This window comes from Bacteroidia bacterium (assembly GCA_025056095.1).
Taxonomy (GTDB): Bacteria; Bacteroidota; Bacteroidia; order JANWVE01; family JANWVE01; genus JANWVE01.
Map to the genome: position 1 here is coordinate 1 of JANWVW010000056.1, position 13,918 is coordinate 13,918.

Below are 13,918 nucleotides of genomic sequence, written 5' to 3' on the forward strand. Positions count from 1 at the left end.
CTGTTGGTGGCGCTGGTATGTCCCTTTGCTTTGGGGTGGGGGGACGGCCCCGACCCTTGCGTCAGCAAGGGGCACGCCCAAAAAATTAAAAAAAATCAAATTATCTTTCAGGCGTAGCTTAATTTATGAAACTATCTAAAAAATAATAATGTTGAATGTTTGCGTTTTAGCGCGGAAGAGTTTCATAGCGGTAGTATTAGCACAAAGGTTAAAGGTGAATAGGAAAAGGTTTGTGCAGCAGCTTCGGCTGCTGTTCTTATTTTCAATAGTATCTATTTGCGGTTATCCCCCTATTTTTATTCCAAAAATGAGAACATCATCTACTTGCTCCTCGTTTCCTTTCCACTCTTCAAAAGTATTACGCAGCACATTATACTGTGCGTACATCGGCATATCTTTAATTTGTAGAAAGAGTTCTTTCATTCGTTTTCTGCCTAATTTTTTATTTTCAGGTCCGCCAAATTGGTCAGCGTAGCCGTCAGAAGTAAGATAAAGAATAGTAGGTTCGTATATCCAAATAGTGTGCTGCGTAAATTGTTTATTTTTTTCTCCACCTACGGCATATTTATCGCCTTTTATTTCGTGCAGTCCTTGCGAGTTGACATAGTAAAGAGGGTTCATTGCGCCTGCAAATAGAAGTTTATTTTGTCTTGGGTACCAAGTACAGATTACAGCATCCATACCGTCCTTAATTTCGTCATTTTCTTGCTGTAAAGAATTACAAACACCATTATTGAGATGATACAAGATATCTTTAGGTTCATAAACACCACGTTCATGTACGATATGATTCATCAAAGCATCTCCAATCATGCTAATCAGTGCGCCTGGAATTCCATGCCCCGTACAGTCAATCCCTGCCATAATAATAGCTTCACCTTTGTCTGAAAACCAATAGAAATCACCACTTAGTCCATCTCTACCTATGTAAAGCACAAAGAAGTCTGAAACACTTTTACCAATACGTTCTCCAAAGGGAAGTATTGCACTTTGAATACGTTTGCCATATCGGATACTAGAAAGCATTTCGTTGGTTTTTTGTTCTAGTTGTTCATTCATTACACGAAGTTCTTCTGCTTGTTCTAAAATTTGTTGTTTTTGCATCTCTATCTCTGCATTTTTCTCTTGTAAAAGTTGATTAGCTTTTTTTCTGCGTAAATTACTAGTGTAAAGCACTACAGCAAAAGCAATAATCAAGACAAATAAAATAGATAGAACTATAAACAGAGTCCTTTGAAATACCCGCTGCTTTTTCAATAAAGCAATATCAGCTTCTCTTTTTTCTAATTCATACTTAGCCACTACATCACTTTGGTGGTCTAATAACATTCTTTGTCTTAAGCTATTTTCTTGTTTCATGTAATAAAAAGCACGATCTATTTTGTTTAGTGCCGCATAGTTATATGCCAAACCTTGAAAACAAACAAGCATTTCATTTTTCAGACTATCTTGAGTAGCCATTTTCAGTGCTTTTTCTCGGAGTTCAATGGCTTCTTTGTGTTTTTTATTTTGAGTTTCTATATCTGCTAACCCATTATACACCTCAATAAGAATGTTATTTGCCTGTAATTTTTGAGCAATCTTTTGGGCTTTACTGAAATATATTCTTGCACTGTCTTTTTGGTTATTTTGTACATAAATCTGCCCTATGTAATTATAGTTTTTTGCAATCTCCAAGACATTATTGTTTTTTTGGTGAATACCTAGTGAAAGTCTTTGATAGTGTAACGCACTGTCTAACTGATTCGTTTTTTTGAAAGATAGACCAATATTCATGTAAATATCACCTAAAACAAAATTGTATTTTTGATTTTGGGCTAATCTAATCGCTTCATAAAAAGTGTTAATTGAAGCATCCAAATTGTTTTTGTCTTTATACACTAATCCAATCACATTTTTAGCCTTGATAATTCCTTTAATATCTTTTTCATTTTCTGCATCTTTTAAGGCTTGCGTAGCATAGTTCATAGCATCCTCGTAATCTCCTCTGATGTAATAGTACTTTGCTATATCTGCTTTAATTTCATTTTTATGATAAGTCCAACCTGTTCTGATGGAGAGACTCATAGCTTGATTAAAATAATCTAAACCGTTTTTTTTCTCTATCAGTGCATTGCCTAATATCATACTAAAAACAATCTTATTTGTATCTTTATCTGACATGTTCTCAACTATGTTTTTAAGGCTATCTATTTGTCGTTGAGTGTATATACTAGGCTGTGCCCAGGTTAAATTGCAAAGAAATAAGAAAAGAAGTAGTGGCAAAATTTTGAACATAGTACAAAGATACATTTTTTACATTAAAATAATCGTTATTATTGCGTCATGATAACAAGTTATGAAATGGATAAAACATCCTGTTTTGCTCAACTACTATTTAACTTATAGATGCAATGCAAAATGCAGTTTCTGTGATATTTGGGAACGCCCTTCTCCTTATGCCGATGTAAGCACTGTCTTAAATAACTTAGAACAAGCTAAAAAGCTTGGCGTGAAAGTAGTAGATTTTACTGGTGGGGAACCTTTACTACATCAAGAACTACATACATTCTTAGAAAAAGCAAAAGCACTTGGCATGATAACCACAGTTACCACAAATACATTACTTTATCCAAAGTATGCTCAAAAATTAAAAGGTAAAATTGATATGCTGCATTTCTCTCTGGATAGCATAGACAAACAAAAGCACGATGCATCACGGGGAGTAAAATGTTTTGATAAAGTTTTAGAAAGCATAGAGATAGCTAAATCCCTTGAAGAAAAACCTGATGTTATATTTACGGTTTTTGAACATAATATTCACGAAATAGAGCATGTATATCACAAAATCACCCAGCCTAATGGACTAATTTTAATTCTCAATCCCGTTTTTGAGTATAATCAAGTAGGAGGGCGATTGTCGCAAAGTTCAGTTAAAGTGCTGCGCCAATGGGGTAAAAAAAAAGGAGTCTATCTCAATCAAGCCTTTCTTGACTTGAGAGCGTGCGGGGGTAATCACGTAGACAATCCTGTTTGTTATGCAGCTTCAAGTACTATTGTTATTTCGCCTACTAATGAACTTATTTTACCTTGTTATCATTTAGGATCGCATTCTTTTAGGATTCAAAACAACCTTTATGAATTGTATCACAGCAAAAAAGTACAGGAGGTTATTCAATTAGAGGGGCGCTTACCTGCTTGCGAAGGTTGTACGATTAACTGTTATTTTCAACCTTCGTTTGCTGTGGCTATCAATCGGTATTTTTGGAGGGCTTTACCTTCCACTTTGAAGTATGCTTTGGAAAAGTGGGTTTATAATTAAAATAAAAACTGCCTATGCTTTTGGCATAAGCAGTTAGAAGAAATTTGTACTCTTGATTTACTTTTTCTTCCCAGACGCTTTGGCAGTAGCCGCTTTCTTGGTTTCTCCTTTTTTGTCTTCGGTTTTTTTAGCAGAGCTAGGCTTACTCTTTTGTGCTTCGGCTTCTTGCTTGTTCTTAATTTCTTGAACTTCTTTACGAATTTGCTGAGCCAGACTTTTTAGATCTTGCATCGCTTTACGCACGCGGGTTCCCGCTGCCTTGTTGTTCTTTTGATAAAACTTCTCTACGTCGTCCTTAATGGTAGTGACGATTTCGTAGATTTTTTGGAACTTTTCCATACGCTATATGATAAAGGATTAAATAAGGCAAACCCAAAGATGAATGATGCAGAACTAAAATACAATCTTGGGCATAAGTGGAGCAACTAATCCATCATCTTTGTAAGCACCCGCATCCAGCTTTTCTCTAATTTCCGCAAAAGCATTGAGCGTATATTCTACATCATCCAAAGTATGATTAGCTGTGGGAATTACCCTTAATATAATTGAGCCTTTTTCAATAACAGGGTAAGTTACCACAGACATGAAAATATTGTAGTTTTCGCGTAGGTCTAATGAAAGGTTTCTGCACTCCCAAATAGAACCTTTCATATAAACAGGCGTTACAGGGCTTTGAGTTGGGCCTATATCAAAACCACGAGCTTTTAGACCCTCTTGTAACGCTTTTACAATTTTCCACAAGTGTTCTCTGCGAGAGTGGTCATTTCGTAAAATTTCTAATCGCTTCATTGCACCGAGTACAAGGGCTGTGGGCATTGTCTTCGCATAAATTTGGCTACGCATATTGTAACGCAGGTATCGTATAACTTTTTTATCTCCTGCAATAAAGCCACCTATCATAGCCATAGATTTAGCGAAGGTATTAAATATAATATCAATTTCTTTTTGTACGCCGTAATGTTCGGCAGTTCCCATTCCCGTCGGACCCATTACTCCGAATCCATGAGCATCGTCAATCAAAATACGGAAAGGATATTTTTTCTTTAATTCTACAATTCCAGGCAAGTAACCTAAATCACCTTTCATACCGAAGACCCCTTCGGTAATCACTAATATCCCCCCGCCCGTTTTCTCTACAATTTTGACGGCGGTCTGTAAGCGCTTCTCTAACTGTTCCATGTTGTTATGCTCAAAAATGAAGCGCTTAGCTAAAGTGCCCACTACGCCATCTATAATACAAGCGTGTGAAAGCGAATCATAAATAACTACGTCTCTACGGTCTAATAAAGCTTGTATCAGAGATATATTTCCCTGATAGCCGAAATTAACTAAAATAGCATCCTCTTTTTGGGCATATTCAGCGTACATTTTTTCTAGTTGCTCATGGTACTCGCTGTTGCCCGTAAGCATGCGAGAGCCCATAGGATGCCCAAAACCGTATTTTGCTGCCGCTTCTGCGTCTGCCTTGCGAACTTCTGGGTGATTAGCTAAACCTAAATAGTCATTCAAAGACCATATCAAACGTTCCTTTCCGTTAAATTTCATTCTTGTGCCTATTTCGCCTTCTAATTTCGGAAAGGTGAAGTATCCATGGGCTTGGTCAGCATATTGACCTAGATGCCCCATGCTTTTGTCTATTTTATCAAATATGTCCACGGGCTTATGACTATTTATTTACAAATTGATTACACAACAAAAATAGTTTGGTTTTCAATACCATGCAAATGTTTATCCTCATTTTTTTATAAAAAAAACAAAGTTTTTTTGTAATTAGTTGAAAATCAACGAGAAAAAATTACGAAAACTTTAAAGTTCCCCGCGTTTTTTGCAAATAATTCTCTTCTTTCAACCATATTAACAGTTTTTAGCTTAAGTCTTGCTTATTTTATTTTGATTATTTTTTTGGGCGTGTCCTTGCCCACACTTCGCTTGCGCTCATGTGGGCAAGGTCGGCGTGCTTCGGGCTACGTGCAGAATGCACCGACCCTTGCATTAGCAAGGGGCACGCCCAAAAAAATCAAATTAGATACTTGACTTTTATGCGTAAACTATTTACTGCTTAGTGATTAAATGTTGATACCTTCTTTTAGAGGTACTAAAAATAAGCATGTAAGCCCCATTTTGCCACTTATCCGTGTCTATCCTTTGCAGTCCTCTATTTGCAAAAAAATAAGTTATTTTTTGCCCGTTGATAGCATAGACCTCTATTATTCCATTTTCAGGTATATCTAAGTACAGTGCATCGTTGACAGGATTAGGATAGATATTCCAAGACACATTTTGATTTTTGTCAAGGTACAAAGGTAAAACTGTTATATTTTCTGATGCAGTAAAGTTTTTGCAAGTATTAGAAGCCACCAAAGTTACTGTATAAGTTCCTGGGGCACTGTACGTATGTACAGGGTCAGTATCCGTAGAAGTGAAACTATCCCCAAAATTCCAAAGGTAGGTTGTGGCGTTCATAGAGAGATTAGTAAAGCTTGCCGTAGCACCTGTCAAGGAATAAGTGAATTTAGCATGTGGGATATCGCCTGTGCCTTGCCAAGTAGCTAAGCTGTCCAGTGTTACGCGAGTAGCGGCGTATTGAAGTTGCTGCGCTTCTAAGGGTGTAACAGAACCGAACAAGTATGGTGAACCTATACAGCTTTTATGAAAAAAAGTACAATAAAATACACAAGCTGCTAAGTAAGTACCTTGCTCACTAGGGTGGCTTTCATCAGGTTCGTAAAGTTCTATACTTGGAAAGCTATCTCTAACCATTTTCCAAGCTGCACCTACGGGTGCTACACTCCCATGCTGGTTAATTGCCATTTGCAAGTAGCTTTGTCTTAATCTGGCTTGCATACCATTATAGGTACATACAGGCGGGTAGCTGGGACAATTTGCGGCATCTCCATTTTTTCGCCCCCAAGTCATGAAAAACACGGTTTCTGAACAGGGATTATTTTTAGTAATATGGCTATCTAATTTATGAGCATAAGGAAAACAATTTGCTGCTACATAACTAGGCCACAATGCAGGAATTTGACTTTGCTCCTGTAACACTACATAATCCCACGGCTTACTGTAAATTTTACCCAAAGTTGTGCTATTAGTAGAGTGTAAGTTGAATGTGTACCCTCCGAAAACAGCCATGTCATACTCTATGCTATCCCCCATAGATAGAGCAAGTTCCTTTACTCGTAGGGGAAGGTTGTGGCTACCCGTGTAGCTGTTTCCAATAAATAAAACCTTTGTTTTTTGAGCGTATCCAAGAGAAACAAGAAGCAAGGCAAGAAGAACATTTGGTATATACTTCATGTTACTCAAAAGTAAAAAAGAAATACATGCTTTGCAAGGAATTTTTAATCATTATTTGTGCGCAAGTTAGCAACAGCAATTTACTTTAAGTCTTAAATGTAAGTTTCCTGCACTAAGCTGCTTTGGCTTGTATATGTGTCAAAACGCCTGACGGATAAAATACCTTGAATTTTTTCTAACTTTGATATGAGCTGTTCTAGCTGTTTAGTATCTTGAATGTAGAGCATAACTGTACCTTCGAATATACCTCCGTTGCTATCAATGTTAATACTTCGCATGTTAATTTGCTCTTCGGTAGAGATAATGTTCGCAATATCCTTTACAATTCCAATCCTATCTGCACCGTTAATTTTCAAACCTGCCAAAAAGGCTACTTGATGCTGCTCATTCCATTTGACATTTACAATTCTATTGCCATGATTGCTCATTAGTTTTATGGCGTTTTCGCACTTGATTTGGTGGACTTCTATCCCTTTTTCAGGAAAATAAAGTCCTACAATACTATCTCCTGGAATGGGATTGCAACAACTGGCGTATTGAAATTGTATATCTTTGGTAGTACTGCTGATAGTCTGTAAGTCTTTATTAAGTCGCTTAACCACTTCGGAGATACTTTGGTTGTCTGAATACTCTACAATTTTCTTTTTACTTGGATTAGGATTTTTGGCATATTCATCTAAAAGGTGTAAAGGAAACCTACCTGAACCAATCATGTAATTCCAAGTTGCTAAATCAGGGATTTTGAAGTAAATGAGCATGCGGGAAAGATTTTTTTGAAAGGGTTCTATATTGAGAGATTTAAGTTTTTCAAGTAAAAGTTCATAGCCTTTTTCTGCAATTTGCTTTTTGCGGTTTTTGATAGCGTCTTTGATAAAGGAAATAGCCTTAGCTGTTTTAACAAAGTTAATCCAATCTTCTTCGGGCTGCTGTTTTTCGGAAGTAAGAATCTCTACTTGATCGCCATTAGATAAAACGTAATTTCTGCCCACTAGCTTGTTATTTACTTTTGCACCAATGCAATGGTTTCCAATATCTCCATGAATTTCATAAGCAAAGTCTAATACGGTAGCCCCCTTGGGTAAAATAAGCATTTTTCCCTTTGGAGTAAAAGTGTAGATTTCATCGGTAAAGAAATTGAGTTTAAAGTTGCTAACAAACTCTTCTGCGTTGTGATTTTGCTGCACAGATATCATATTTCGGATATCGTTAATCAGTTTATCAAAAGTATTCGCTTGGCTTTTTTCTTTGTATTTCCAATGTGCAGCTAAGCCCCTTTCAGCAATTTCATCCATACGCCGAGTACGAATTTGTATTTCAACCCAACGACCTGTTTTAGACATTACGGTAGTATGCAAAGCTTCATAGCCGTTTGCTTTTGGTGTGTTTATCCAATCTCTTAAACGATTAGGATTACAAGGATACAGTGAAGTAATCACATTATATATTTTAAAGCATGCATCTTTTTCACGTTGCCTTTGGGCATTGATAATTTCCTCTAATTCCTTATCACTGACCACTTCACGAATATAAGGTTCAGGAATATCAATAATAATCCGAATAGCAAATAAATCAAAAACTTGGTCAAAGGGAATGTTTTGAGTTTGCATCTTGCGATAGATAGAGTAGATGGATTTGGTACGACCTTTAATTTCAAAATTTAGCCCTGTTTTCATCAGTTCTAACTTTAACGGCTCAATAAATTCTTGGATAAACTTTTCGCGTTCAACGCGAGTAGCTCGGAGTTGAGAAAGAATTTTGTTGTATTCTTCGGGTTCTGTGTACTTGAAAGCTAAATCCTCTAATTCCGTTTTGATATTGTACAAGCCCAATCTACCTGCTAATGGTGCATAAAGAAATAAGGTTTCTGACGCAATTTTTAATCGTTTATCGGGTTGCATGTGTTCCAAAGTGCGCATATTATGCAAACGATCAGCAAACTTGATAAGTATTACTCGTATATCATCGGACATAGTCAGGAGCATGCGCCTAAAATTTTCTGCCTGCTCACTTTCGTACTCAAAAACCCCTGATATTTTTGTTAGTCCTAAAATAATCTTCAGAACTGTATCGCCGAATTCTCTGCGAATATCCTCTTCCTCCACTGCTGTGTCTTCAATTACATCGTGTAAAAGTGCGCAAGCCACAGAAATAGCATCTAAACCTATCTCTTTAGCTACAATTTCTGCTACAGCGATAGGATGAAAAATATAAGGCTCTCCTGACTTGCGCCGTACATCTTTGTGAGCTTGGTTAGCAAAATCAAATGCTTTGCGAATTAACTTTAATTCCTGTTTGTTGAAATGCTTACAACTCTGATACAAAACTTTATATCGGTCAAGTATTGCTTTTTTTTCTAATTCCGCAGCATCCATATAGAATATACAAAAATACGCATAAAAACGGGATTTTTCAACGTTCAAGGTGATTTTGGATTACTTCCATAGGCTTTTATGGTATCTTTTGGTGCTTTTTTAGGAGACTGGGCTATTTTTACGCCATAGGGCAGTTTTCCCTGTGTAACTAAGTAGGATTGTTCATTGATAATACAGTTAAAAGCTTTGGCACTAAGTTTAAGACTTGCAGGGGCATGTCGTATGGTGAGTTTCTCTTCTGTAAAAGGATTTTCTAATTCAAGTATTCTACATTTGCCCACAAAACCTTGCGGAGTATATACATCCAAAGTATCTCCGATAATAATTTCTCCGTACTGCAAAGTTCCTAAACAAACAAACTCTATGTTATCCAAGCTAAAAAAGTCGTTAATTTTAATTTGAGTAAATGGGCGAGGTTTTTCTTTTTTAGTTTGTTGGGCTTGTACTGCACTAATTACACTACTTATTAAAATCCAAATTATCACATGGCGTAGCATAAGTTTTTACCCTTTCAGACAAAAATACAGAGTTTTACGATAAAATTATTGTTTCTTTGTTACTTTTGTCAAAACGGCATGAATATCCAACGCATCAAGCTATTACTCCAAAAAGACTGGCGAACAGAATGGCGAAAAAGAACAACCTTGTATAGTCTACTGCTGTATGTATTTTGTACAACTTTCATTTTGTATTTGGCTATGCAGCAGTTACATCCTGTGGTCTGGAATGCTTTATTTTGGATACTAATGTTATTCAATGCATTACAAGTGATGACTAAAACTTTTAGTCAAGATGAAGAGGGAATAAGTTTGTTTTTATACACGCAAGTGTCAGCTACGGATTTAATAATTAGCAAGATAGTGTATAATGCTTGTTTAACTTTGATTGTATCTTTTCTAAACTTTGGTTTTTACGCTTTGATAATGGGCAATCCTGTACAGGATAATTTTATTTTTTTATTGAATTTAGGGCTTGGAAGTATAGCTTTTGCGGTCGTATTAACGTTTATTGCGGCGCTTACGCATTTTTCTTCTCCTCAAAATTCAGGATTGATAGGCATTTTAGGTTTGCCTATTTTAGTACCTTTGCTCACTGTTTTGATTAAAATTTCTAAAAATGCTATGGATGGATTAGATCGCAGCTTATCGTATCTACAATTCCTAAACTTGATTGCGATGATAGTAGCTTTTTTAGGTATTAGTTTGCTACTTTTCCCTCAAATTTGGAAAGAGTAGTAATAATTATGTTTATTTATTTTTTGGGCGTGCCCCTTGCTGACGCAAGGGTCGGGGCATTCCGCACGTAGCCCGCAGCACGCCGACCTTGTGGGCATGAGCACAGCGAATGCCCACAAGGGCACGCCCAAAAAATTAAAATTCAACCTTTTTGTTAAAACAAATGGACTTAATGAAAGTTGATAATGTGAAGCGCTTTAAGTAAGAGTAGAGTATCATCTTGGGATAAGACAGCACACAAAGTACCCGCGTACAAAATATCCTTCAAAAAGTTCTCAAAACCTAACCTAACAATTACCAAAAAAGCATTTTGTGTATCATATTCAAACCAGTTTATTACTATTTTACCAAAATATGACGTACGAACTTGACTTTTTAGAAATCTTTTTTATATTTGCTACAAGCTTTACACTAACTCCCTCTGACACACTTGCGTTTAAGCATCTTGATTTTTAGTTTGTTATTCTTTAAGTAAAAGTCAAAAAATAAAGTGAGCTATGAGAAAATTATTATATCTATTGGTAGGGCTGCTGTTAGCCAATGCTGCATTTGCACAAGAATATTATGGTGCAAGTGCATCGGAAAAAGTGCAAGGCTGTACGGTGGTACGATACAATTCACAAAGTACAGCACCTGTGTTTTTGAAAGTAAGAGATAAAAGTATTCCTCAAAATGAGGCACTATCGTGGTTAAAACAAGCTTTAGATGCTTCTAATTTAGATTCATGGACAAAATACCGTGAACAAACCGACGAAATAGGTTATATTCATGAACGGTACCAGCAGTATTATGCAGGTTTTCCTGTGGAGGGCGGGGTCTATATTCTACATAGTAAAGAAGGTTATCTTCAATCTGCTAATGGAGTATTTTTCAAGGGCATACAAGCTGCTACCACTCCCCTTTTAACTGAATCGGCTGCCCTTCAAAAGGCACTAGACTATGTTCAGGCTGCGGTATACAAATGGCAAATTCCAGAAGAGGAAAACTACCTCAAAATCGAAAAAAATGACCCGACTGCTACGTATTATCCAAAAGGAATGTTAGTAATTGCACCTAAAAACAGAAACTACGAACCTCAAAACTTCAAACTTTCCTACAAATTTGATATATATGCTCATCAACCTTTATCTCGGCAATATGTTTTTGTAGATGCTCTAAACGGGGAAGTTATCCTAACTAACGACAGGATACATCAAATAGACTCAACGGGTACAGCAGTAACTAAATTTAGCGGCAACAGGACGATTATAGCCGATTATGTAAGCCCAGGAAATTTTAGATTGAGAGAAGCAGCTCGGTGCGGAATCCTAACATATAATCTACAAACAGGAACAAGCTACAGCGCAGCTGTTGACTTTACAGACACAGATAACTATTGGAACAATTTTAATCCCCAAAAAGATGAAGTTGCCACAGATGCGCATTGGGGTGCTGAGGTAACTTACGACTTTTACAAAAACAACTTCAATAGAGATAGCTACGATGATATGAACGCTAATTTGCTTAGCTATGTACATTATGGTGTAAATTATGTAAACGCCTTTTGGGATGGTACTCGTATGTCGTATGGAGATGGCAATTTAAGTTCTGGTTTTCATCCTCTTACTTGTTTGGATGTAGTAGCCCATGAAATTACACACGGAGTAACTGAATATACTGCTGACTTAGTATATTCTTACGAATCAGGAGCATTAAACGAATCATTTAGTGATATATTCGCCAAAGCTATAGAATATGCGAATAAGCCCTCTACATTTAGCTGGATTGTGGGCAAAGAAATGACAGTTAGTGGGAACGGTATTCGAAATATGCAAAACCCTAATGCACACAACGACCCCGATACGTATTTAGGTACTTATTGGTACACAGGTCCAATGGACAATGGCGGTGTACATACAAATAGTGGCGTTCAAAATTATTGGTTCTACCTTTTGTGTCAAGGAGGAAGTGGCGTGAACGATATAGGGAACGCGTTTAGTGTAAGTGCTATTGGTTTTAATAAAGCTCAAAAAATTGCGTATCGCAACTTAAGTGTGTATCTTACCTCAACTTCCCAATATGCTGATGCAAGATTCTACTCTATCCAAGCTGCTATTGATTTATATGGCGCTTGCTCACCTGAACATGAAGCGGTTACCCGTGCTTGGTACGCCGTAGGCGTAGGACCTAATTATGTACCAGGAGTAGTTGCAGACTTTACTACTAATGTAGTTACTCTCTGCTCTATTCCTGCGGTGGTCAATTTCACTAACACTAGCATCAACGGTACATCTTTTTATTGGGATTTTGGTAATAGTACAACTAGCACATCAGTCAATCCCACAGCTACCTATACCGCTAATGGCACTTATACAGTAACCCTGATTGCCAATGGCGGCGCTTGTGGTTCAGATACTGTTGTAAAAACTGCTTACATTACTGTAAATGCACCTAATCCCCCCTTGACTACTAATGACTCTTTATGCAGCCCAGGTAGTGCTACTTTGTATGCTACTCCGCTTAGCTCGGGAGTAATAAAATGGTTTAATACGCCCACAGGTGGAACAAGCTTCCATACAGGAACTTCCTACACGATTGCAAGCCTGACAAGCACACAAACCTTTTATGTTTCCGAAGAAGTACCTCAACCGCTACAAAGTTTAGGTCCTGTGGATAATACTTTTGGCGGAGGAGGATATTTAGGGCATCCTAACCAACACCTTGTTTTTGATGCATACAAAGAATTCATATTAGAGAGTGTGAAGGTATATGCTAATGGAGCAGGCAACCGCACTATTCAGCTAAGGGATAATAATGGGAATGTTTTACAAAGTGCTACTGTCTATATGACAAATGGCATGCAAGTGGTTACATTGAATTTCAACGTTCCTGTGGGCACTAATCATCAATTAGGACTAGCGCCTAGTTCTAGTTCAAATTTGTACCGAAATAATTCAGGTGTTAGCTTTCCTTACACAATTCCAGGTCTGGCTTCTATAAAAACTTCAAGTGCAGGTACAGGCTACTATTACTTCTTTTATGACTGGAAAGTTAGAGAAGCGCCCTGCCGTAGCCCTCGTGTTCCTGTAACAGCAGTTCTAAATAGCACTCCTCCTACTCCTTATATTACAGAAGTTGCAGGAGTTTTGTATGCTAATGTAGTGGCTGCTTCTTATCAATGGTATCTAAATGGCAATGCTATTACAGGGGCAACGGCGTCTTCTTATACCCCTACAGTTAGCGGAATTTATACCGTAGTAGCTAGGAATGGAAACTGTGTAAGTAATACTTCAGCAGATTATTACTTTGTAGTAAGCAGCATAGATAAACCGTTGGTCGTATGTGAAGAGTGTGTCAGCATCTCCCCTAATCCAACTTATGACCAGATTACTCTTAATGCCCCATTTTTAAGACCTGCCACAGCTAACGTGCAAATTATAGATGCATTGGGCAGAGTGCTGTTCAAAGATACTTTCTTCACATCAGGTGTGCAAAATTATGTTATTGATATGCAAAGGTTTGCAAAAGGAACCTATTTGCTTTGCCTTCAAGTCAATGAACAAGTTATTCGTAGAAATATTGTCAAGCTAGAATAAGCATCAATTTGCTTTTTCAGGTCCGAATGCTCTCACATAAGAGGTGGGAGCATTTTTTTTTAATTTTTTGGGCGTGCCCCTTGCTGACGCAAGGGTCGGGGCATTCCGCACTGCGCTTCGCTTCGGTACTTCGCT

Annotated in this window: 10 protein-coding genes; 4 read left to right on the forward strand and 6 right to left on the reverse strand. The window is 37.3% G+C overall.

Annotated elements, in window-relative coordinates; all coding sequences use genetic code 11:
- Positions 1-282 precede the first annotated feature (282 nt).
- Positions 283-2,277 carry a tetratricopeptide repeat protein gene (locus NZ519_06130; protein ID MCS7028329.1) on the reverse strand — a complete coding sequence of 665 codons (1,995 nt, stop codon included), beginning with the start codon at positions 2,275-2,277 and terminating at the stop codon, positions 283-285.
- Between the two features lie 61 nt (positions 2,278-2,338).
- Here NZ519_06130 and NZ519_06135 point away from each other — a divergent pair, with 61 nt between their 5' ends.
- A complete protein-coding gene (locus NZ519_06135) occupies positions 2,339-3,301 on the forward strand; it encodes a radical SAM protein (GenBank protein ID MCS7028330.1) in 963 nt (320 codons plus the stop codon).
- Between the two features lie 57 nt (positions 3,302-3,358).
- Here NZ519_06135 and NZ519_06140 read toward each other — a convergent pair whose 3' ends face one another.
- Positions 3,359-3,640 carry a hypothetical protein gene (locus NZ519_06140; protein ID MCS7028331.1) on the reverse strand — a complete coding sequence of 94 codons (282 nt, stop codon included), beginning with the start codon at positions 3,638-3,640 and terminating at the stop codon, positions 3,359-3,361.
- Between the two features lie 54 nt (positions 3,641-3,694).
- Positions 3,695-4,957, reverse strand: a complete 1,263-nt coding sequence (locus tag NZ519_06145; GenBank protein ID MCS7028332.1) for an aminotransferase class I/II-fold pyridoxal phosphate-dependent enzyme — start codon at positions 4,955-4,957, stop codon at positions 3,695-3,697.
- Positions 4,958-5,203: 246 nt separating this feature from the next.
- On the opposite strand from NZ519_06145, the gene NZ519_06150 reads away from it, so the two are divergent.
- Positions 5,204-5,335, forward strand: coding sequence for a hypothetical protein (locus NZ519_06150; protein ID MCS7028333.1), 132 nt, complete (start codon positions 5,204-5,206; stop codon positions 5,333-5,335).
- A gap of 18 nt (positions 5,336-5,353) precedes the next feature.
- Here NZ519_06150 and NZ519_06155 read toward each other — a convergent pair whose 3' ends face one another.
- The 3 genes from NZ519_06155 to NZ519_06165 form a co-directional block, all read right to left on the reverse strand.
- Positions 5,354-6,601, reverse strand: a complete 1,248-nt coding sequence (locus NZ519_06155) for a PKD domain-containing protein (protein MCS7028334.1) — start codon at positions 6,599-6,601, stop codon at positions 5,354-5,356.
- 92 nt (positions 6,602-6,693) lie between these two features.
- Complete coding sequence (locus NZ519_06160) at positions 6,694-8,973, reverse strand: HD domain-containing protein (protein ID MCS7028335.1); 2,280 nt, start codon at positions 8,971-8,973, stop codon at positions 6,694-6,696.
- 44 nt (positions 8,974-9,017) lie between these two features.
- Positions 9,018-9,458: a hypothetical protein gene (locus tag NZ519_06165; GenBank protein MCS7028336.1), complete on the reverse strand. Its 441-nt coding sequence runs from the start codon at positions 9,456-9,458 to the stop codon at positions 9,018-9,020.
- Positions 9,459-9,548: 90 nt separating this feature from the next.
- On the opposite strand from NZ519_06165, the gene NZ519_06170 reads away from it, so the two are divergent.
- The gene (locus NZ519_06170; GenBank protein ID MCS7028337.1) at positions 9,549-10,208 is read left to right on the forward strand and encodes a heme exporter protein CcmB; all 660 of its coding nucleotides are present in this window, start codon (positions 9,549-9,551) and stop codon (positions 10,206-10,208) included.
- Between the two features lie 497 nt (positions 10,209-10,705).
- Complete coding sequence (locus NZ519_06175; protein ID MCS7028338.1) at positions 10,706-13,783, forward strand: M4 family metallopeptidase; 3,078 nt, start codon at positions 10,706-10,708, stop codon at positions 13,781-13,783.
- Positions 13,784-13,918: the final 135 nt, after the last annotated feature.

What these genes read in the sequence shown, in the direction of transcription:
- NZ519_06155 (MCS7028334.1), bottom strand. Translation starts at nt 6,601, where the DNA reads ATGAAGTATATACCAAATGTTCTTCTTGCCTTGCTTCTTGTTTCTCTT.
- NZ519_06175 (MCS7028338.1), top strand. Translation starts at nt 10,706, where the DNA reads ATGAGAAAATTATTATATCTATTGGTAGGGCTGCTGTTAGCCAATGCT.
- NZ519_06130 (MCS7028329.1), bottom strand. Translation starts at nt 2,277, where the DNA reads ATGTTCAAAATTTTGCCACTACTTCTTTTCTTATTTCTTTGCAATTTA.
- NZ519_06140 (MCS7028331.1), bottom strand. Translation starts at nt 3,640, where the DNA reads ATGGAAAAGTTCCAAAAAATCTACGAAATCGTCACTACCATTAAGGAC.
- NZ519_06160 (MCS7028335.1), bottom strand. Translation starts at nt 8,973, where the DNA reads ATGGATGCTGCGGAATTAGAAAAAAAAGCAATACTTGACCGATATAAA.
- NZ519_06170 (MCS7028337.1), top strand. Translation starts at nt 9,549, where the DNA reads ATGAATATCCAACGCATCAAGCTATTACTCCAAAAAGACTGGCGAACA.
- NZ519_06135 (MCS7028330.1), top strand. Translation starts at nt 2,339, where the DNA reads ATGAAATGGATAAAACATCCTGTTTTGCTCAACTACTATTTAACTTAT.